The organism is Nisaea sp., assembly GCF_039990255.1.
Taxonomy (GTDB): domain Bacteria; phylum Pseudomonadota; class Alphaproteobacteria; order Thalassobaculales; family Thalassobaculaceae; genus Nisaea.
This window is the reverse complement of the sequence record NZ_JBDXGG010000007.1, coordinates 1-20,045: the sequence shown is the minus strand read 5'-3', so window position 1 is coordinate 20,045 and position 20,045 is coordinate 1. Positions and strand designations below refer to the sequence as shown.

Genomic DNA, 20,045 nt, shown 5'->3' with positions numbered 1-20,045 from the left:
TGCGAGGCAGAGTGACCGGTTAGAGATATCGCTCATTCAGGTGGTCCAGGAATGCGTCCGCTGAGAGTGGCACACCGGTTGCGGCGCTGATGATTTCGTCCGTTGTCTTAGCGCTGCCAACCGAATGAACATTCTCGATGAGCCAAGTCAGCAGGCCGGAGAAATCGCCGGCTGCAACACGTTCATCCAGGTCGGGCAAAGCGCTGTGTGCCGCCTTGAAGAGTTGGGCTGCCGCCAGGGCACCGAGGGTATAGGTCGGGAAATAGCCGAAAGAGCCGTGATACCAGTGGATATCCTGCAGGCAGCCGTCCCGGTCGTCCTCGGGCGCCACACCGAGCGACGCCTTCATCCCGTCACGCCAAGCGCCCGGCAGATCCTTCAGCGCGAGATCACCGGAGAGCATAGCTCTTTCCAGATCGTAGCGCAGCATGACATGCAGCGGATAAGTCACCTCGTCCGCATCGACCCGGATCAGTCCGCGCGCCACTCTGTGGCCAAGCAGGTTCAGATTCTCCGGCGTCATTGCCGGACCGCCCGTTTCCAGAACATCGGCCGCTAGCGGCGCAAGGAACCGATAGAAGGACGGCGCGCGGCACGCCTGCATCTCCATCAGCAGGGACTGACTTTCATGCATCACCATACCGCGTGAGGAGCCGACCGGCTGGTTGCGCCATTCCACCGGCAGCCCCCGCTCATAGAGAGCGTGACCGGTCTCGTGGATCACCCCCATCAGGGCGCGGCTGAAATCATCCTCGGAATAGCGTGTCGTGATACGGACATCGTCCGGAATTCCGCCGGTGAAGGGGTGTGCGCTTTCATCGAGCCGGCCATGCGCAAAATCGAAACCGAGCGCGTGCATAACCCGCGCGCCGAGTTGCTTCTGCTTCGCAGCGGGGAACGGGCCTTCCGGGTTCAGGGGCGCCGGACCCGAGGCCTGCCGCTCCAGAATTTTCTCCATCAAACCCGGTAACTCAGCCTTCAATCGTGTGAAGACCGGATCGATCCAGGCCATCGTGCCGTCAGGCTCGTAGCTGTCGATCAAGGCATCGTAAAGACCGCAACCGAGCGTCTCGGCTTTGATCGCGCCATATTCGCGGGTCAGCTCAAGCACCGTGGCGAGCTTGCCAGCGACAGCTGAGAAATCGTCCTTCGCGCGGGCATCACGCCAGGCGACGACGCAGGCGGATGTGGCCCTGGACCGGGCTTCCACCAGATCGGCAGGCGCCACGGTCTCGTTGGTATGGACCCGGCGCATTTCCCGCAGGTTTGCCTGCTGCATCGGATCAAGCGCAGCGTTGTCCGCTTCCGCCTGCGCCAGCTCGTCGGAGACAGCCGGAGTAGCCAGCAATTCATGCTGCAACACATCGAGCGTCGCCAACTGCTCTGCCCGCGCTTCCGCACCGCCGGACGGCATCATGGTCTCCTGATCCCAGCCGAGAACGCCACTTGCTCCCGAGAGAGCGGAATATCGTCTGAAACGTTTCTCCAGGGCGGCGTAGGCGCTATCAGTCACGGTCGGGCTCCGTCTCGTCTTCGGGTTTGAAGTGATAGATCACATAGATGACGATCAGGGTCAGCGCGAGCAAGGCCCAGGTGGCGGCATAGGTCAGATGCTCGTTCCGGACATGAATTTTGCCTTCGGCGCCGATTGGCATGATCAGCGGTCCCGAGTCGCGCAGCTTGTCCACATAGAAGGGCAGCACCGGGCCAAGGCCCCTTTCGGCCGCCATCTCCGCCGTGTCGATATACAGCCAGACCTCATTGTCCGGCTCGTTGTCGGGCACGAAATAGCCTTTCAGCCGATCCTGCCGGATCAGGCCGTCGACCGTCTGAACGCCCTCGACATGCATGGGAGTCGTATCGACGGGGCCTTGCCGCTTGAGCTGAATCCATCCCCTGTTCACGAGCACGGTACGACCGTCCACCAGCGTCATAGGCGTGATCAGATGGAACCCGGCATTCCCCTTGAACGGCTTGCCAGTTACCAGCAATTCCTTGTCATGGAGGTAGGTTCCTTCGAGCCGAACGCGCTTGTAGCGCCAATTCTCGATGTCATCGATGCTGTCCGGCAGAGAAACTGGCGTCGCCTCGACTCGGCTTTCGAACTGCTCGATCAGGTTGGACTTCCAAGCCAACCGCTGCAGCTGCCAATAGCAAAGGCTCAGCATGAAGGCGACGGAGATTATCGTGAAGAAGGTTGCCCAGAAAGTGGGACGGAACCTGCGATTGCCGAACATTCTTTTTCCAGACATTTCACGCAAACCGGGGAAACTGGGGTCGGATTGGACCGTAGACCCCAGGCGGTATTTTGCCCAGTTCCGAACGAGCCGCTCCAACTAATCGCCCAAGGGACCACTCGGTGTCTTATGTTTGTATTGCAGGGCGATTGTGAAGGCCTTCAAGGGGCGCAGAAGGGCAATCGTGCCACCCAGGACAACCACGCTCCAGAGCAGGGCATGAACCCAGAGCGGAGGCGCGAACAGAGTTTCGAACCAGAGAGCGATGGGCACAATTGTGCCGCCCAGAACGAAAATAATGAAGACAGCCGGACCATCGCCGCTGTCTTCACTTTTCAGGTCAAGACCGCAGCTCGAACACGTCTCCCGAACGGTCAGAAATCCCTCGAACAGGCTGCCCTTGCCACAGCGCGGACATCGGCAGGCCAGCCCGGTCGAGAACGGCGACTGCGGAGGATAATAAGGCTCGCTCACGGCGTCTCCTCCGCTATCCCCAGCTTTGCTGGATCAGCCGCCCCACCAGTAAACACAGACGAACAGGAACAGCCATACAACGTCAACGAAGTGCCAGTACCAGGCAGCCGCCTCGAAGCCGAAATGGTGGTTCGGCTTGAAATGGCCGGCACGGCCACGGAACCAGCAAACAGCAAGGAACGTGGTGCCGATAATAACGTGGAAGCCGTGGAAGCCCGTGGCCAGATAGAAGGTCGAGGCATAGATGCCGTCGGTAAAGCCGAAGGCGGCGTGGCTGTATTCGTAAGCCTGCAGGGCAGTAAAGAGGATGCCGAGCAAGACCGTGAGGCCGAGACCGAGCTGGAACTGGTCGCGCTTGTTCTCGATCAGTGCATGATGCGCCCAGGTCACGGTACAGCCAGACAGCAGCAAAACCATGGTGTTGATCAAGGGCAGGTCAAAGGCATTGAACGTCACAATGCCTTCCGGTGGCCAGACACCAGTGTCCGGATACAGCGCGCTGTCGAAGAATGCCCAAAAGAACGCGGCAAAGAACATCACTTCGGAAGCGATGAACAGGATCATGCCGTAGCGCATGCCGAGCTGAACAACGTGGTTGTGGTGCCCCTGGAATTCGGCTTCGCGCACGATATCGCGCCACCAGAAATACATTGTCGCCATGATGGCCAACAGCCCGGCGATCAGGATATAGCCGCCGAACGCCTGCTCATGCATGTACATGATGCCGCCGACAGCGGCCACGAAGCCAGACATAGCGCCGACAAAGGGCCATGGGCTGGGCTCGACCAGATGGAAGGAATGTTGTGGATGTCCGCTCATTATCTTTCCCCTTCAGTCCGGCGCTTATCGCGCCTTACTCTCCTCGATTATCCCTTGATATCCGCAGTTCCGCGAGTCCCGGCATTTGCCTGGTCCCGGGCGGCTTTCGCCGCAGATTGATCCTGGGCCTTGTAGAAGGTGTAGGACAGAGTGATCGTGGTCACTCCATCCATCTTCACGTCCTTGTCCATATCCGGGTCGATATAGAACGAAACCGGCATATCGACTCGTTCCCCCGGCTTCAGGATCTGTTCGGTGAAGCAAAAACAATCGATCTTGTCGAAATAGAGCCCGGCCTTGTCTGGAGACACGTTAAACGTCGCCGTCGCGACAATAGGCTCGTCGCCAAGGTTCACCGCCTCGTAAAACGCGAGCTGGGTTTCGCCGACCCGCGTTTCGATGGCTCTCTGCTCAGGTTTGAAGCGCCATTTGAGGTCCGGCTGCACACTGGCATTGAACCGAACCGTCACCTTGCGTTCGAGAATCTCTGCCGCGTCCTGATCGGCGACCTGTGTGGTCCCGCCGAAACCGGTCACCCGGCAGAACAGGTCATAAAGCGGCACCGACGCAAACGAGACACCCACCATGCAGACCACCACACCCGCCAGAAGCAGGCCGGTGCGGGCGTTACTACGTTGCTGCTGGGACGACTTTCGCATTGCTCAGCCTCCCATCCTCAGGATGGTGATCGCATAGAACAGAACAGCAGCGACAACGATACAGGCAAGAATTGCCAGATTTTTGCCGCGCTTGCGGGCGTAGAGTTCTTCGCGTGTATTCGACTTTTGCTCCTCGCTCATCGCCTTAAACTCCCGCCGCCTGATCGATGATCAGCAGCGTAAAAAGAACAAACAGATAGAGGATTGAAAAGCCGAAAAGGCGCCGGCAGTTCTTCTCGGTGGCGTCGCGGAAAACCTGCCAGGCGGAGAGAATGAACACCACCCCGAACGCCGCCGCGGGCAGGCCGTATGTGAGCATCCCAACCGACTCGAATGCTACCGGGAGCAGCGTGATTGGCACCAGCAGCAAGGTGTAGATCAGGATCTGCTTCTGGGTTTCCCGCCGACCGGAAACAACCGGCAGCATGGGCACGCCCGCTGCCTCGTAATCGCCGGAGCGATAGAGCGACAGTGCCCAGAAATGCGGCGGGGTCCACATGAAAATAATCAGGAACATCACGAGCGGCAGCGCCGTAACGTCGCCGGTCACCGCGGCCCAGCCAATCACCGGAGGCAGGGCTCCGGAAGCGCCGCCGATCACAATGTTCTGCGGCGTCCGCCGCTTCAGCCACATGGTGTAGATGAAGACATAAAATGCGATTGTACCGGCCAGCAATGCCGCAGCGACCCAGTTGGTCGCCAGCCCCATGATCATGACCGACATGCCGGACAGGATGACGCCGAAGGCAAGCGCCTCGTCCGCCCCGACCTTCCCGGTAGGGATCGGCCGCCCGCGGGTCCGGGTCATCACGGCATCGATATCCCGATCATACCACATGTTGATAGCGCCAGAGGCACCGGCGCCGATCGCAATGCACAGCACCGCCACGGCCGCGAGGCCCGGGTTGATTTCTCCGGGCGCAAGAAAGAGTCCCGCAAACCCGGTGAAGACAACCAGCGACATCACGCGCGGCTTCAGCAGCGACAGGTAGTCCCGTATCGCCTGAGACGCGGAAGCGGCGGTTGGCGCCGCCGCTTTCATTTCGATGGAAGTGTCAGACACGCAAGGAACCTTTCTTGCTCCGGTCCGTCTTCATAACGACGCCGAGGCGCCGCGGATCACTTGATCCGCGGCAGCTCGTCGAAGGTGTGGAACGGCGGCGGAGAGGACACAGTCCACTCGAGCGTGTCCGCACTTTCACCCCACGGGTTGGCTTCCGCCTTGCGCTTCGTGATGAAGGCCTCAATCACGACGATCAGGAAGATGATGGTCGCAAGGCCGCCCATGTAAGCACCATAGGATGCCACCGTGTTCCAGCCATGCAGGGCATCCGGATAGTCGATATACCGGCGCGGCATACCTGCCAGCCCGAGAAAGTGCATCGGGAAGAAGGTCACGTTGGCGCCGATGAACATCAGCCAGAAATGGACGCGAGCCAGCAGGCCGCTGTAGTGGTAGCCCGTCATTTTTGGGAACCAGTAGTAGAACCCGCAGAAGATGGCAAAGACCGCGCCCAGCGACAGCACGTAGTGGAAATGCGCGATCACATAATAGGTGTTGTGCAACACCACATCGACACCGGCATTAGCGAGCACGACACCCGTCACACCGCCAACAGTGAAGAGGAAGATGAAGCCGATCGCCCACAGCATTGGGACGCGGAAGGAAATCGAACCGCCCCACATCGTGGCAATCCAGGAGAAGATCTTCACGCCCGTCGGCACCGCGATGACCATGGTCGCCGCGGTAAAGTAGGCCCTCGTGTCGACATCCAGCCCCACCGTGTACATATGGTGCGCCCAGACGATGAATCCGACAAACCCGATCGAGAGCATTGCATAGGCCATGCCCAGATAGCCGAAGATCGGCTTGCGGGAGAACGTCGACACCACGTGGCTCACGATACCGAAAGCCGGCAGGATCATGATGTAGACTTCCGGGTGCCCGAAGAACCAGAACAAGTGCAGGAACAGGATCGGGTCACCACCACCTGACGGATCGAAGAAGGCTGTACCGAAATTCCGGTCCGTCAGAAGCATGGTGATGGCACCGGCCAGAACCGGAAGCGCCAGCAGCAGCAGGAAGGCGGTGATCAGCATGGACCAGACAAACAGCGGCATCTTGTGCAGCGTCATGCCCGGCGCACGCATGTTGAAAATCGTGGTGATGAAGTTACTGGCACCGAGGATCGAGGAGGCACCGGCAAGGTGCAGCGACAGGATCGCCATGTCCATGGAGGCGCCAGGCGTTCCAAGCTTGCTCGACATCGGAGGATAAATGGTCCAGCCAACCCCAGCACCACCGTCGGCAAAAACAGACAGGAGCAGCAGCAGGAAGGCCGGGATCAGAAGCCAGAAGCTGATATTGTTCATCCGGGGGAAGGCCATGTCCGGCGCGCCTATCATCAGCGGTACGAACCAGTTGCCAAAACCACCGATCAGACCCGGCATGACCACGAAGAACACCATGATCAGACCGTGGGCCGTGGTGAACACGTTCCAGACCTGACCGTTATCCATATATTGTACACCGGGGTCCTGAAGTTCCATCCGCATATAGATGGACATGGCCCCGCCAATCAGCCCGGCGAACACCGAGAAGATGAGGTACATCGTGCCGATGTCTTTATGGTTGGTCGAATACAACCAGCGCCGGATACCCGTCGGCGCCCCATGATCATCAGCGTGAGCGTGAGCGGCACTCATATCGGTCTCTCCCAATAGCGTGATTGTTTTAGTTAGTGCTGAGCGCAACGCGGACCGGCGCGTCGTCGCTCATTGCAAAACGTTCTTTAGCTTCTTCCAGCCACTCCTTGTATGCCTCTTCAGAGACCGCCTTCACGACGATCGGCATATAGGCGTGACGGGGACCACAAATCTGATTGCACTGACCGTAGAAAGTGCCTTCCTTGTCGAACTGCATCCAGGTCTCGTTTGTGCGCCCGCCGACGGCATAGATCTGCACCACGGCAGACGGCACGAAGAACGAGTGGAAAACATCGTTGCTGGTCACCAGAACCTGGATCTTCTTGCCGGTCGGGACCACAAGCGGATTGTCGACGTCGAGAAGCCGGATTCCGTTCACCTCGGCAAGCTCGTCGCCCTCCAGAAGATAGCTGTCAAACGCGATTTCCTCGTCCGGATACTCATAATTCCAGTACCACTGGTTTCCGGTAACCGTGATCGTCATATCCGGGTCAACAGCTCGATCAAGATAATAAAGGTTCTTGAAGGAAGGGACCGCAATCACCACAAGGATAATAACGGGAACAGCAGTCCAAAGGATTTCAATCAAAGTGTTGTGCGACGTGCGGGACGGGTTTGGATTGGCGGAGGCACGATACCGAACGCACACATACACCAGCAGCAGGAAGACGAAGATTCCGGTGGCGAAGATCACCCACAGAAGAAAATCGTGGAATTCGTTGATCCGGACTCCGACGGGCGAGACCGGGTCCTGCAGGTTCAGCTGGTAGGGCTGCGGCAGACGGACTTCCTCGGCGCCGGCCGGCAAAACGAGCCCGGCGATCAACAAAAAGGGCAGCGCCGCGACATACGCGAGGCTGGAGATTGCCCGGTTGAAAAGCCTCATGATTTCCGCTCTCTCCAAGTTTCTTCGTACACGGGGCCGTTTTTAGCGCTTGGCGCGACCCTTCACAAGTTTATCGAAATACACTTTCCGACTCATTGCGGGAAGATAATTCGTCGGAATTGGATCTCACGGGTAGCCATCCGCGACGAAGTGACGCGCCCGTACACCGCTGTAGATCGACACAATGCCAAGGTGCGGGAAGCAGTGACTTTATCGCGATCCGGCCCATATGCTATCGGATAGATGTCAAACATTAGGCAGGCCCGGTTTTCGGGCGAGCCGAGAAGGAGCAGACGCCATGGGCGATCTCAGCAAGACCGATGAACTCTTCTTCCAGCGCGGAGGGCTAGATCTCTCGCGGGTCGGTCAGGTCGTAGACGATGCACTGCACGGCGCCGACGATGGCGAGCTCTTCCTCGAATACCGTCAGAGCGAGAGCCTCGCTTTCGATGACGGTCGCCTGAAAAACGCAGCGTTCGACTCGACCCAGGGCTTTGGTCTCCGCGCCATCGCCGGCGAGGCGCATGGGTATGCGCATGCGTCGGACATTTCGGAAGATGCCATAAAACGCGCTGCCGCCACGGTGTCCGCTGTCAGCAAGGGTTATGGCGGCACGCTTGCAGCGCCGCCAGCCGCGAGCAACGCGGCTCTCTATACTGAAGACAACCCGTTGGCCCTGACCGCCTTCGGCGACAAGGTCGACCTGTTAAAGGAAATTGATGCCTATGCCCGGGCAAGGGATCCCCGCGTCAAACAGGTGAGCGCGTCGCTGGCCGGCTCCTGGCAGGCCGTGCAAATTATCCGCGCAGGCGGTCATCGCGTTGCCGATATCCGGCCGTTGGTCCGGCTGAACATCTCCATCGTGCTCGCCGATGGCGATCGCATGGAGACCGGCAGCTGCGGCGCCGGAGGCCGTGTCACCTATGATCAGTACATGACGCCCGAAAACTGGAAGGCACAGGTTGAAGAAGCCTTTCGTATCGCCGAAGTGAACCTCGCGTCTGTCGCCGCGCCTGCCGGAGAGATGGAAGTCGTTCTTGGCAGCGGCTGGCCCGGCGTCATGCTGCACGAGGCTGTCGGACACGGGCTCGAAGGGGATTTCAACCGTAAGAAAACCTCGACCTTCTCCGGCATGATGGGCCAGCAGGTTGCCGCAAAAGGCGTGACAGTCGTCGATGACGGCACAATGCATGACCGCCGCGGTTCCATCAGCATCGACGACGAAGGCACCCGCAGCCGGCGCAATGTGCTGATCGAAGACGGTATCCTCGTCGGCTATATGCAGGATCGCCAGAATGCCCGGTTGATGGGAATGGAGCCGACCGGAAACGGTCGCCGCCAGAGCTTCGCCCATGCCCCGATGCCGCGCATGACCAACACTTTCATGGAAGCCGGCGACAAAGACCCGGGCGAAATTCTCGCCTCCGTCAAAAACGGGCTCTATGCGGTCAATTTCGCAGGTGGCCAGGTCGACATCACGTCCGGCAAGTTCGTGTTCTCGGCCAGCGAGGCCTATCTGATCGAGAACGGCAAACTCGGCGCACCGGTGAAAGGCGCGACGTTGATCGGCAATGGCCCGGACGCCATGGGCCGGATCACCATGATCGGCAATGACCTCGCGCTCGATGAGGGGATCGGCACCTGTGGCAAGAGCGGACAAGGCGTTCCCGTAGGCGTCGGTCAGCCGACCCTGAAGATGACCGGCGTGACTATTGGCGGCACCGCCATGTAGGAATACCCTTCATGGTTCCGCAGCGATAAATAATAAAAAAACTAAGGCTGTTTCCCTTATATTCCCGATACAATAGGTTTCAAAAATTAATTACCCTGACGGGAACAATATACTCACAGGAGCCGATTGTGCGGGATGCGCTGGCCGCGGTAACCTTGTTGCTGTGCAGTACTTTATTCATTTCCGGTTTGATGCTGACGACCCCGGTCGCCCCAGGTCAGGCCGTTGCGGCAATCTTCCCTCCCTGGCTCAACAAGACGGAAATTCTTGGCGCGGTCGCGACCACGGGCGGCCGCATGCTGCGCCATGGCGGCATCGACTCAGTCGCGCTCGTCAGACTGGAAACACCTGAAGATATCCAGCAACTGAAACATGCCGGAGCCTGGGCCGTTGTCGCCCCTGCCGGCCTATTCGGCTGCGCCGGTGTCACCGGCGCAGCGCGACGATTATTCCAAAAGGAGACCTGAGAATGAATGCGCTCCAGTTAATTCGCGCACGGGCGGTCAAGTTCATGACCCTTTTCATCGCCGCTCACGTTCTGCTGGTGATTGCCTTCGGGTTGCTGCTGGGCACACATTTGATTGCCCCGGCCATCGGTGCCCTGGCGATCGCTGCAGTTTGCGGAGCAGCAGCATGGACGTCACCGCACGCGGCATCGACACGCATGCTGCAAGCCGTTGGGGTCATGGTCATGGTCTCTTTGATCGTGCTTCAGTTCGAAGGTCACGCCTGGCAGATCGACGTCCATATGTACTATTTCGCCTGCCTCGCGATCCTGACGACGCTTTGCGATATCCGGGCAGTGATCGCCGCCACGGCGGCCGTTGCTGTTCATCATATCGGCCTGAACTTCGCCTTCCCGGCGTGGATTTTCCCCGATGGCGCCGATTTCGGACGGGTCATTGTTCATGCGGTGATCGTCATCGTCGAGGCCGTGATCGCCGGCTGGCTTGCAATCACTGTCGCCAAGGCCTTCACCACATCCGACGCGGCCGTGCGCGAAGCCGAAGCCGCGAAAGCGGAATCGGAACGACTCAGCCAGGAGCGGATGGAGCAGGACCGTCTGATGGCGGACCAGAAGGCCCAGGAAATGGCGGCTCTTGCCGATTCCTTCTCACAATCGGTCGGGACGATTGCCTTGACCGTCTCCAGCACCACGTCCGAGATTAGAACGAATGCAGGAGATATGAACACGGTCGCAAGCTCTCTGATCACGCAGTCGCAGTCAGCGAACGAAAATACCGCGTCCGCCGCCGACAATGTCCGGACTGCCGCCGAGGTTGCGAGCGAGTTGGCGCGTTCCTTCTCCGAGATCGGGCAGCGGGTCGCAGAATCCAGCGCCGTTACAAGACAAGCGGTGGATCAAGCCAATCAGACTAACGAATCCGTTTCCGGCCTCGCCAAGGCGATCGAAAAGATCTCCGAGTTCCTGAAGCTGATCACCGATATCGCCGAGCAGACAAACCTTCTGGCCCTGAACGCCACCATCGAGGCCGCGCGGGCCGGAGAAGCGGGCAAGGGTTTTGCCGTCGTTGCCACCGAGGTGAAGAACCTCGCCTCCCAGACGGCCGAAGCGACCGAAACGATTTCCGTCCAGATCCAGGCGATCCAGACGGAATCCAATCAAGCCGTGGACGCCATCTCCACAATCGTCGACACAGTAGCGAAGGTGGATGAAATTTCGGCCGGTATTGCCTCTGCTATCGAGGAACAGGTCTCCGCGACAAACGAGATCTCAAATCAGGTCACCATGGCCAGCGAGCGGAGCAACAATGCCTCTCAGGGTATGAGCATGCTCAATGGCGAAAGCACCCGCAGCGGCGAAGCTGCTCAACTGATGCTCTCGGCATCGGAAAAGCTTACCCACGATACGGGCCGGCTCCGTGCCGAGATCGACGGATTCCTGAGCAAAATCAAAGCCTAGACGAACCGAGCGCTAAATACATCATGGAGAAGGCTCCGGCATTACGCCGGGGCCTTTTGTCTTTTTACCCAAGCGTGTTTCCCGGTAGCCGATATAGAGCCCCGCCACAATCACGATGGCACCGCCAAGCAGGGTCATGCCATCCGGAATCTCATTCCAAAGCGCCAATCCAAACAATGTGGCCCAGATCAGCGCGGTATATTCGAAGGGCGCGATGATTGCTGCCTCAGCGTGCCGGAATGACGACGTCACAAGAAACTGGCCGACCCCGCCAAGCAACCCCAGCAGCAGGAACAATCCCCAATCGGCAGGCAAAGGCTCTATCCAGCCGGATGGCGTTCCGGAAGCCCAGAGCGTACCTGCAGTGCCAACAGCGAGACCGGCGAGGGTTGTATAGAACGTCATCGACACGCTGGTGTCTGTCGCGGATATCCGCCGTGCAAGCAACATGGTCATGGCAAAGCAAAACGAGGCCGCAATTGGAATCAGGGCATCAAACTTAAAGATTTCGGCGCCCGGCCTGACCACGATCAGCACACCGACGAACCCGACAACCGTTGCGGACAAACGCCTCGGTCCGACGCGCTCGCCCAATACCGGCATCGAGAGAAGCGTGACGAAGAGCGGCGACGAGAATGCGAGGGTTACCGTCTCCGCAAGCCCAAGCACGGAAAGCGCATGGAAAAACCCGACCATGGCGCTGGCGCCAAAAGCGGCGCGCAGCAGCTGAATGCCCGGTCGCGAGGTCCGCAAAGCCGCAATGCCGCCCCAAAAATATACGATAATCAAGAGCGGTATCAGGCCGAAAAGGGAGCGCAGCATCACAATCTGGATGCTCGGATACGAGTCCGTAAGCCACTTGATCAGAGCATCCATCACCGAGACCACGAAGATCCCGGCGATCATGAGGGCGATACCCCGGCCTGTCGCGACCCGGTCGTCCGGCAGTCCGGTCATGAAGTCCCCTCCAGGGCCGCAGCCCACAAATGCAGGCCGCGTTTACCGGACCTTGCCGAGTTTAGTAACGCTGGAACTCGAAAATCGGATCCACCGAGCCGTTCCAGTCACCATGATAGAGGTCGAGAAGACGGTCCGCTGACGTTTTGCCCGATTCGGCGACGTCCTGCAGCCAATTCAGAAAGCCGCTTTCGTCATTGCCTGCCGCATCAACATAGGCCCGTCGCTTCAGGCCATGCCGCGAAATCTCGATCATTCTTTTGGCGAGATCCTGCACGGTGCCTCCCCGGAACGGAGTCTGCAAGCCATGCTTCGGCACGCCATCGCGCAACGCCGACATTTCCTCAATGGTCCAGTCGGCGATCATGTCCGCCGCCGCCTGCTGGGAGTCACTGTTATAGAGGATACCGGTCCAAAGCGCCGGCAGTGCGCAGATATTGCGCCACGGGCCGGTGTCGGCACCGCGCATCTCGATATACTTCTTCAGGCGGACTTCCGGGAAACTGGTCGTCATGTGATCGGTCCAGTCACCCATGAAAGCGTTCTGGCCTTCATAGCCCTCGAGCTTGCCCGCCATGAAATCGCGGAAGCTCTTGCCCGCGACGTCCTGATAATCGCCATCCCGGTAGAGGAAATACATCGGTACATCGAGCATGTAATCGACATAACGCTCGAACCCGAAGCCGTCCTCGAAGACGAAGGGCAGCATCCCGCAACGATCCGGGTCCGTGTCGGTCCAGACATGAGAGCGGTAACTCTTGAAGCCGTTCGGCCTGCCTTCGGTGAAAGGCGAGTTGGCGAATAGAGCCGTGGCGACGGGCTGCAGCGCGACACTGATGCGGAACTTCTGCACCATGTCTGCTTCGCTCTCGAAATCGTAATTCCCCTGCACGGTACAGGTCCGCTTCATCATGTCGAGGCCGAGGGTGCCGACCTTCTGCATGTGAGCGCTCATGACCACATAGCGGCCCTTGGGCATGAACTCGATATCAGCGCGCGTCGAGGTCGGATCAAACCCTGCGCCCAGCATACCGACGCCCAGCTCGCCATTGACCTCCTTGATCTGCGCCAGATGCGTATGCACTTCGTCGCAGGTCTGATGCAGGGTCTCAAGCGGCGCACCAGACAGCTCGAATTGTCCGCCCGGCTCCAGCGTGATGGCACAGCCACCCTGCGTCAGCGCGATGACATTCCCGCCCTCATGGATGGGCTCCCAACCGAACTTCTCGACCAACCCGTTCAGAATGGCGCCAATGCCATCCTTGCCGAAATAGGGCAAACGCTTGTGATCACTGAGGCGGAACGGGAATTTCTCATGCTCCGTGCCGATGCGCCAGTCAGCACGCGGCGTGCAGCCGGATTCGAGATCCTCGACGAGCTGCGCCTTGCTCGCGATGGGTTCGCCCTGGGAGCCTGGGGGACGGGACATATTTCCTCCGGTAGGATCAACGACTCTGCGCCGCTTGGTACAAGTTCAGGTTTAGATATCAAGTCCGTCAGGACGTTCCATGGTCCAATCCCCCGCCACCGCCTGCCAACAGGCCAACGCTGCAAGCGCCGCCGTGTCGGAACGCAGCAACCGCGGACCGAGACTAACTGATGTAACAAAGGAACTTTGTCGGAGTCGGTCAAGTTCATGATCGGCAAAACCCCCTTCTGGACCTATCAGCAATCCGCAGGGGGTTCCCCCCTTGAAAGGCGGGTTCGACAACACATCGACGACGGGTGTTCCGGCTCCGGTCTCATCGCAGACGATCAGAGGCCGGTTCTGCGGCCAGGCTTCGAGCAACGCGTCGAATCGCATCGGTTCGCGGATTTCCGGGACGCTGAGACGCGCGGTCTGCTCGGCGGCCTCCGTCGCATTAGCCAACAGACGGTCTGTGTTCACCCGCTCGACCTGCGTGTGCTTCGTGAAAACCGGCCAGAGGACAGAAGCGCCAAGTTCGGTCGCCTTCTGTGCGGTAAAATCAATGCGGGCCCGTTTGATCGGCGCGAACACAAGCCAGATATCGGGCTCTGCGCGCTGCGGGCGGCGCTGCTCGACCAGGGAAAGCGAGGTCCAGCCCTTGCCGATACCGTCTATCCTGGCGGTCCATTCACCATCGCGCCCATTGAACAGTGCGACAAATGCGCCCGGCCCCAGGCGGAGAACATGTTTCAGATAATGCGTCTGCCCGGTCTCGAGCCCGACCGTGCCATCAGCGGCAAGGTCTGAACTTACAAACAGACGGGTCTCGATCTTCTCACTCATCCGGCCTCGCGTTCTGGGCGGCAATCTGCTGCCGCCGTCCGGTCCTTGCTCCGGAGTGCCGCCCGGTTTATGCAGAAGCCACCATGACCGCAAGCGATATTGCACGCAACGACTGGGTGGACCGGCTTCTACCCACGAGCGTCCGGCCTTATGCACGGTTGATGCGACTGGACCGTGCCATCGGTACCTGGCTGTTATTGCTCCCGTGCTGGTGGGGGCTCGCCCTTGGTTGGCAGGCGACGGAACAGGCCCTGCCATTGCTGGATCTGCTCTGGCTTTACAGTCTCTTCAGTGTCGGCGCCCTGATCATGCGGGGAGCCGGCTGCACCATCAACGATCTCTGGGACAGGGATTTCGACAACCAGGTCGCGCGCACCGTCGAACGACCGATCGCAAACGGTGATATTACTGTCCGGCAGGCTCTCCTGTTTCTCGTATTGCAGCTCTGCGCCGGGCTGCTGATCCTGCTGCAGCTCAACCAGACCTGCTGGATGCTCGGGGTTCTGGTGCTCGTGCTCGTGGTCACCTACCCGCTGTTCAAGCGCATCACCTACTGGCCTCAATTCGTGCTCGGCCTGACCTTTAACTGGGGCGCACTGATGGGCTGGGCGGCGGTCACCGGCGACGTAGGCATCGCCAATAGCGTTCTGTACTGCGCAGGCATCGTCTGGACGCTCGGATACGATACGATCTACGCCCATCAGGACAAGGAGGACGACGTCCTGATCGGCGTGAAATCCTCCGCCCTCGCCCTCGGCGCGCGGACCGTACCATTTCTATGGGTTGTCTATCCGCTGACACTTGCCGGGATCGCGACGAGCGGCTGGCTGGTCGGGCTTGGCTGGCCCTTCTGTCTCGGGCTCGCCGCTGCAGGCGCGCAACTGCTCTGGCAAATCCGGAGCGTCGATCTCGACAATCCCAAGGATTGCCTGACGAAATTCAAGTCCAACAGGTATTTCGGCTGGATCGTCACCGCGGCGATCCTGGCCGGATGACGCCCTCGGGACCGAAGCTGATCACACCGGATTTCATCCTTCGCAACACAGAACTTGTTTCTCCTCCGCTTGTCCCTGAACTAAAGCTGCATCTGGCAACGGAAGCGACACCACTCTGGCATGCCACTGAGACAGAGCTGGAGCAGAACGGTCTGCCGCCACCATACTGGGCTTTCCCCTGGGCGGGAGGACAGGCCGTCGCGCGCTATGTCATCGACAATGCCCCGCTCGTCGCTGGCAAGCGCGTGCTCGATGTCGGCGCCGGGTCCGGCATGGTCGGGCTGGCCGCGCTCTGGGCATCGGCAGCAACCGTGATCGCCAACGACACTGATCCCGTCGCTGCAACGGCAATCGCCCTCAACGCGGAAACCAACGGGGTGCAGGCGGGGCTGACCACCGCAATCCGGGACATGCTGGACGAGCCGACCATGGCGGAAGACGGCGGCCCGCTCTACGACACCGTTCTCGCTGGCGATATTTGCTACGAGCGCGCCATGGCGGACTCCATGCTGAGATGGTTGCAACGGCATGCGGACGCGGGCGCTTTGGTCCTGCTCGGCGACCCCGGGCGGGCCTATCAGCCGACTGGCGGTATCGCACTCTGCGCGCGCTATGACGTGCCGGTATCCCTTGAGATTGAGGACTCGGAACTCCGGCAAACAGTCGTTTGGAGGCTGACGGGCACAGCAGAGACCGCCACGCCTATCCCAAAATCACCCTGAAGCGCGGGTCTTCGAACAACACCGTGGTCTCGGACAACCGTTCCGTCAGATCTGCGCGGCGCAGCGCGTTCTCCTCCCCCAACAAAGACAGGACCCACGCGGCTTCATCCGGGTGATCGCCGAACATATTATGCAAGAGCGCTAGTTTTTCGGCTTGGAGCAGGCTTTTAAAGCGCCTCCCCCGCGCCTCGATCTCAGCCAGCGCGACCGGCACACCATCCAGCGCCAGCGCGCCGCGCTTGGTGATATAGCAGCCGGCCCGCACTGCGGGACGGCCATCACCGAGTTCTACCGCGTCCTGCTCAAATGTTCCGTAAACATAACTGGCGCCGACATTCTCGGTTTCGTGCATCCGCTCCAGTTGCTCCTCCGTCAGCCAGGTGACGGCCACCCGAACCTCGGTCCCGGGACTATCATGGAGCGTAGCCGGCACGGATCCGTATCCAGCAAGATGCGCGCAATAGACAACGTCGTAGCCATGCATCCAGCCCCAGGTGACCGGGATGTCACATACCGGGTTATCGCCAAATTTTCGGTGAAGCTGTTCCGGCGCCCGATTTGAGCCGACAGCAATAACGGGTTGCCGCTCCGCCAGGTCAATGTTTGCCGGCAGTCTGTTGGCACGGCCATCGCGGAAAAGGTAATCATGCGCTGGCGCCTGATAAGGATAGCTGTACGCTCGCGACAGTTTTCCCGCTTTCAGTTTTTGATCAAGCAACGATGGAGAACCTTCTACTTACTTTAAGAATACTTTTAGGTGACGATTTTTGAGTCGTAGAGTTAAGATGAATGATCGAATATCCATCGATTTTCAAGGCAAAGACTTAAAAAACTATTCTTACAGAGCGTCAACGATCGAACGCCTCTCCAGCACCTAAAGTGCGTCCATAAATTACAGTAAATGCCCATTAATAATTTTTGGCATCCTTAGAGAATTGTTAATTATTGAGTTGCAATTTTCGCATGGGAGATATGCACAAAAAAAGGACGCCTATCATGCACTTCGTGAGGAACGGCACGATTGCAGCGCTTTTAACCCTCGGACTTTCAGTTAATTTGGCAAAGGCGCAAACACCCGGCGTAACGGGCGAAAAAATCGTATTTGGCCAATCTGCGGCTTTCGAAGGGCCGGCCGGCGCGCTCACCGCCGCTAACAAATCCGGGGGGATCAACGGCCGGATGCTGGAGATCGTCAAGTATGACGACGGATATGAACCCGATCGCGCAATCGCGAATACGAATAAACTGATCGACCAGGACAAAGTCTTTTCCGTCATCGGCGCAGTCGGCACCCCGACATCCAAGGCAACTCAGCCGATCACAACGGAAGCAAAAGTTCCGTTCGTCGGACCGTTCACCGGCGCCGGTTTCCTCCGCGATCCGAAAAACTCGAACGTCATCAGCGTACGGGCGACCTAAGATCAGGAAACCGAGACTTGGATCAAACATCTGACAGAAGATCTTGGCGTTACCAACGAAGGATACATGGTCGGGCGTCTGATGATCATGGCGCTTGAGAAAGCGGGCAAGGACCTGACACGGGCGAATTTCCTGGACGCTGTCTACAGCACCGGCACATTCGATCTCGGTGGTGCGACACTTGAATATGGCGCCGGAGACAATCACGGCATGGGCGACGTCTTCCTAAGCGTCATTAAGGCCGACGGTAGCTTCAAGTCCGTCGAAAAACTGACTAAGTAGTTATGTAAGCAAAAAACTCTAAAACCGGCGGCCCCAAAGCCGCCGGTTTCTAAAATGGGGCAAAGAAAAAAGAATGGACCGGGGGAACAAGCATGTCATCGACTGAACAGACCTATCAACACGCCGATACGGCAGAAATATCTGCGCAAACCAGTAATCGCTCCGGCATCGGCGTTGGCGGTAAGCTCTATCTCTCGATCGGCAGCATGTTCGTCATAACCGTCGCGGCCGCGCTGGTCGCGATATGGGCGTTCGGGGAATTGAAGCGGGCCATGGATGGCTTTGCCGGCGAGGCGATTCCGGCCATCAAAACCTCGCTTTACATGTCTGCGGAAAGCGCCGCGATCGCCGCGAAAGCGCCGGAAATCGTGAACGCTCAAACCCAGGAAGAAAGGGCCGCGACGGAATCCGAAATCGAAGCGCTGATCGCTAAACTCAAAGAAGAAGTCCGCAGTCTGGGCGCTCTCGATGAAACCGCGAAAAAGCAGAAACTTGACCTGATCGCATCCTTCCACGGCGGTATCATCGCGCTCGGTGACAAGATGCAGGAGAAGGAAGCGATTGAAGCCCGTATCACGGAGAAAGTTACCGGGATGCTTCAGGCTCATCAGGAGTTCTTGAAGGTTCTCTCGCCGCTTGTGGACGATGCAAACTTCAATCTGGTGATCACCAGTGAAGACACTGTCGACAGCTCCTCCAAATTGATCAAGTCCCTCCTCGAGGGCGAAGTAAACGCCTTGCAAGCCGGGTTACGTGTCGGCACCAACGTCAGGGAACTCCTTGCCCTGATGGCACGCACTTCCGCCAACACCGATCTTGAAGGAATTAGTCCGCTCGCCGAAAGGTTTGAAGCCATTGTCGCAACCGTTCGGGAATACGAAACCCTCCTCCCCGAAACCGAAGCCGCTCAAGCCTTGAAAGATTACACGGAAATGCTGATTACGCTCGGAGAAGGCGACGATTCGGCATTTGCAATCCGGTTCAAGGAACTGGACTACAATCAGTCCCTGACTTTTCAGGAAACGCTTGACCTGAAGGCAAAGCGAGAAGCACTCGATGCGAAGCTCGCGGAACTGGAGGAGCTCTTCAAGGTCAAAGTTGAGCCAGTCATCGACGATGCAACGTTCAATCTTGCCATTGGTGGCGACGACTTGAATGCGAATATCAGCAAGACAATCAATGGCTTGGTCAATGGCGATGTCGCCCGCCTGCAATCGATGCTGCAGCTGGCAGCGGAAGCAAATCTCCTGGCAGGATTGTTGAATTCCGGCGCAAGCGCTCCGGATATCTCTGCACTCAATGTGCTTTCGGGCCGCTTCAGTGCGGCCAAAGGAGCTGTCGAAGCCGCCATAGCCGTCTTCAAGGAAAAGGTCGACAACGACGCGATTCCCGAACTCACAGCGCAAATCGTATCCTATGGGACCGGTGACAACAGCGTATTCGCACTTCGCCAATCACAGCTCGAAATCGATACTGCCTCTCTGACCGCTCTGGACGAAAGCAGAGCGGCTTCGGAGACAATCCAGAGAGAAGTTGCCTCTTTGGTCTCGGAGGCGGAAACGGCAGCAGCAACGAGCGAATCCGCAGCACTTTCAACGCTTGAAGAAAGCCAGAATTTGCTTTTTGTCATGGTCGGTATCAGCGCGGTCGCCGGAATCCTGATCGGCTGGCTGCTTGTATCCCGTCAGGTCGTGAGCCGTATTGCCGGCCTCGCAACGACAATGGGTGTAATCGCGGATGGCAATCTGGAAACGGACGTGGATACGTCCGGCAGCGATGAGATCACCACGATGGCCCGGACGGTAGAGATCTTCCGCGACAATGGCCGTGAGGTCGAACGCCTGCGCGAGGAACAGCAGCGCGCCGAGGCCCGCTCCGCCGAGGAACGCCGGCAGGCCATGCTGAACCTGGCCGATACGTTCGAGCAGTCGGTCAAAGCCATTGTCGATCAGGTCGGCCTCTCCGCCCAGAATATGGAGAAG

General features: G+C 58.8%; 21 protein-coding genes. 8 read left to right on the top strand and 13 right to left on the bottom strand.

The window, feature by feature from the left end:
* Window positions 1–19: 19 nt before the first annotated feature.
* The 9 genes from ABJ076_RS04805 to coxB all read right to left on the bottom strand — a co-directional run bounded on the left by ABJ076_RS04805 (window position 20) and on the right by coxB (window position 7,781).
* Complete coding sequence (locus tag ABJ076_RS04805; RefSeq protein WP_348188773.1) at window positions 20–1,513, bottom strand: carboxypeptidase M32; 1,494 nt, start codon at window positions 1,511–1,513, stop codon at window positions 20–22.
* On the bottom strand, window positions 1,506–2,237 hold the full coding sequence (locus ABJ076_RS04800; RefSeq protein ID WP_348188771.1) for an SURF1 family protein: 732 nt from the start codon (window positions 2,235–2,237) through the stop codon (window positions 1,506–1,508). The genes ABJ076_RS04805 and ABJ076_RS04800 overlap by 8 nt, the downstream gene beginning before the upstream one ends.
* A gap of 99 nt (window positions 2,238–2,336) precedes the next feature.
* The gene (locus tag ABJ076_RS04795) at window positions 2,337–2,711 is read right to left on the bottom strand and encodes a DUF983 domain-containing protein (RefSeq protein WP_348188769.1); all 375 of its coding nucleotides are present in this window, start codon (window positions 2,709–2,711) and stop codon (window positions 2,337–2,339) included.
* Between the two features lie 33 nt (window positions 2,712–2,744).
* Window positions 2,745–3,530 carry a cytochrome c oxidase subunit 3 gene (locus ABJ076_RS04790; protein ID WP_348188767.1) on the bottom strand — a complete coding sequence of 262 codons (786 nt, stop codon included), beginning with the start codon at window positions 3,528–3,530 and terminating at the stop codon, window positions 2,745–2,747.
* Window positions 3,531–3,577: 47 nt separating this feature from the next.
* Window positions 3,578–4,189 (bottom strand): cytochrome c oxidase assembly protein, encoded by a 612-nt coding sequence (locus tag ABJ076_RS04785; RefSeq protein ID WP_348188765.1) that lies wholly within the window; start codon window positions 4,187–4,189, stop codon window positions 3,578–3,580.
* Between the two features lie 3 nt (window positions 4,190–4,192).
* A complete protein-coding gene (locus ABJ076_RS04780; protein WP_348188763.1) occupies window positions 4,193–4,330 on the bottom strand; it encodes a hypothetical protein in 138 nt (45 codons plus the stop codon).
* Between the two features lie 4 nt (window positions 4,331–4,334).
* On the bottom strand, window positions 4,335–5,231 hold the full coding sequence (locus ABJ076_RS04775) for a heme o synthase (RefSeq protein WP_348188797.1): 897 nt from the start codon (window positions 5,229–5,231) through the stop codon (window positions 4,335–4,337).
* Between the two features lie 77 nt (window positions 5,232–5,308).
* Complete coding sequence (gene ctaD / locus ABJ076_RS04770; RefSeq protein WP_348188761.1) at window positions 5,309–6,895, bottom strand: cytochrome c oxidase subunit I; 1,587 nt, start codon at window positions 6,893–6,895, stop codon at window positions 5,309–5,311.
* 28 nt (window positions 6,896–6,923) lie between these two features.
* Window positions 6,924–7,781 carry a cytochrome c oxidase subunit II gene (coxB, locus tag ABJ076_RS04765; protein WP_348188759.1) on the bottom strand — a complete coding sequence of 286 codons (858 nt, stop codon included), beginning with the start codon at window positions 7,779–7,781 and terminating at the stop codon, window positions 6,924–6,926.
* Window positions 7,782–8,079: 298 nt separating this feature from the next.
* Here coxB and tldD point away from each other — a divergent pair, with 298 nt between their 5' ends.
* The 3 genes from tldD to ABJ076_RS04750 all read left to right on the top strand — a co-directional run bounded on the left by tldD (window position 8,080) and on the right by ABJ076_RS04750 (window position 11,437).
* On the top strand, window positions 8,080–9,513 hold the full coding sequence (gene tldD, locus ABJ076_RS04760; protein WP_348188758.1) for a metalloprotease TldD: 1,434 nt from the start codon (window positions 8,080–8,082) through the stop codon (window positions 9,511–9,513).
* A 128-nt stretch (window positions 9,514–9,641) separates the two neighbouring features.
* A complete protein-coding gene (locus ABJ076_RS04755) occupies window positions 9,642–9,980 on the top strand; it encodes a hypothetical protein (RefSeq protein ID WP_348188756.1) in 339 nt (112 codons plus the stop codon).
* 2 nt (window positions 9,981–9,982) lie between these two features.
* Window positions 9,983–11,437, top strand: coding sequence for a methyl-accepting chemotaxis protein (locus ABJ076_RS04750; protein ID WP_348188754.1), 1,455 nt, complete (start codon window positions 9,983–9,985; stop codon window positions 11,435–11,437).
* Between the two features lie 21 nt (window positions 11,438–11,458).
* Here ABJ076_RS04750 and ABJ076_RS04745 read toward each other — a convergent pair whose 3' ends face one another.
* The 3 genes from ABJ076_RS04745 to ABJ076_RS04735 form a co-directional block, all read right to left on the bottom strand.
* A complete protein-coding gene (locus ABJ076_RS04745) occupies window positions 11,459–12,394 on the bottom strand; it encodes a DMT family transporter (RefSeq protein ID WP_348188752.1) in 936 nt (311 codons plus the stop codon).
* A gap of 61 nt (window positions 12,395–12,455) precedes the next feature.
* The gene (locus tag ABJ076_RS04740) at window positions 12,456–13,823 is read right to left on the bottom strand and encodes a glutamate--cysteine ligase (protein WP_348188750.1); all 1,368 of its coding nucleotides are present in this window, start codon (window positions 13,821–13,823) and stop codon (window positions 12,456–12,458) included.
* 51 nt (window positions 13,824–13,874) lie between these two features.
* Complete coding sequence (locus tag ABJ076_RS04735) at window positions 13,875–14,645, bottom strand: 16S rRNA (uracil(1498)-N(3))-methyltransferase (RefSeq protein WP_348188748.1); 771 nt, start codon at window positions 14,643–14,645, stop codon at window positions 13,875–13,877.
* A gap of 83 nt (window positions 14,646–14,728) precedes the next feature.
* Here ABJ076_RS04735 and ubiA point away from each other — a divergent pair, with 83 nt between their 5' ends.
* Together ubiA and ABJ076_RS04725 are read left to right on the top strand one after the other, a co-directional pair.
* Entirely contained in the window at window positions 14,729–15,640 is a 912-nt protein-coding gene (gene ubiA, locus ABJ076_RS04730) for a 4-hydroxybenzoate octaprenyltransferase (protein ID WP_348188746.1), read from the top strand.
* Window positions 15,637–16,362 (top strand): 50S ribosomal protein L11 methyltransferase, encoded by a 726-nt coding sequence (locus ABJ076_RS04725; protein WP_348188744.1) that lies wholly within the window; start codon window positions 15,637–15,639, stop codon window positions 16,360–16,362. Before ubiA ends, ABJ076_RS04725 begins: the two co-directional genes overlap by 4 nt.
* On the opposite strand, the gene ABJ076_RS04720 is transcribed toward ABJ076_RS04725, so the two are convergent.
* Window positions 16,343–17,080 (bottom strand): hypothetical protein, encoded by a 738-nt coding sequence (locus ABJ076_RS04720; protein WP_348188742.1) that lies wholly within the window; start codon window positions 17,078–17,080, stop codon window positions 16,343–16,345. The two genes, ABJ076_RS04725 and ABJ076_RS04720, sit on opposite strands and share 20 nt — an antisense overlap.
* A gap of 245 nt (window positions 17,081–17,325) precedes the next feature.
* Here ABJ076_RS04720 and ABJ076_RS04715 point away from each other — a divergent pair, with 245 nt between their 5' ends.
* The 3 genes from ABJ076_RS04715 to ABJ076_RS04705 form a co-directional block, all read left to right on the top strand.
* On the top strand, window positions 17,326–17,781 hold the full coding sequence (locus ABJ076_RS04715) for an ABC transporter substrate-binding protein (protein ID WP_348499763.1): 456 nt from the start codon (window positions 17,326–17,328) through the stop codon (window positions 17,779–17,781).
* A 66-nt stretch (window positions 17,782–17,847) separates the two neighbouring features.
* Window positions 17,848–18,063: a hypothetical protein gene (locus ABJ076_RS04710; protein ID WP_348188738.1), complete on the top strand. Its 216-nt coding sequence runs from the start codon at window positions 17,848–17,850 to the stop codon at window positions 18,061–18,063.
* 92 nt (window positions 18,064–18,155) lie between these two features.
* Window positions 18,156–20,045: HAMP domain-containing protein (locus ABJ076_RS04705; protein ID WP_348188736.1), on the top strand; the 1,890-nt coding region annotated here is incomplete at its 3' end.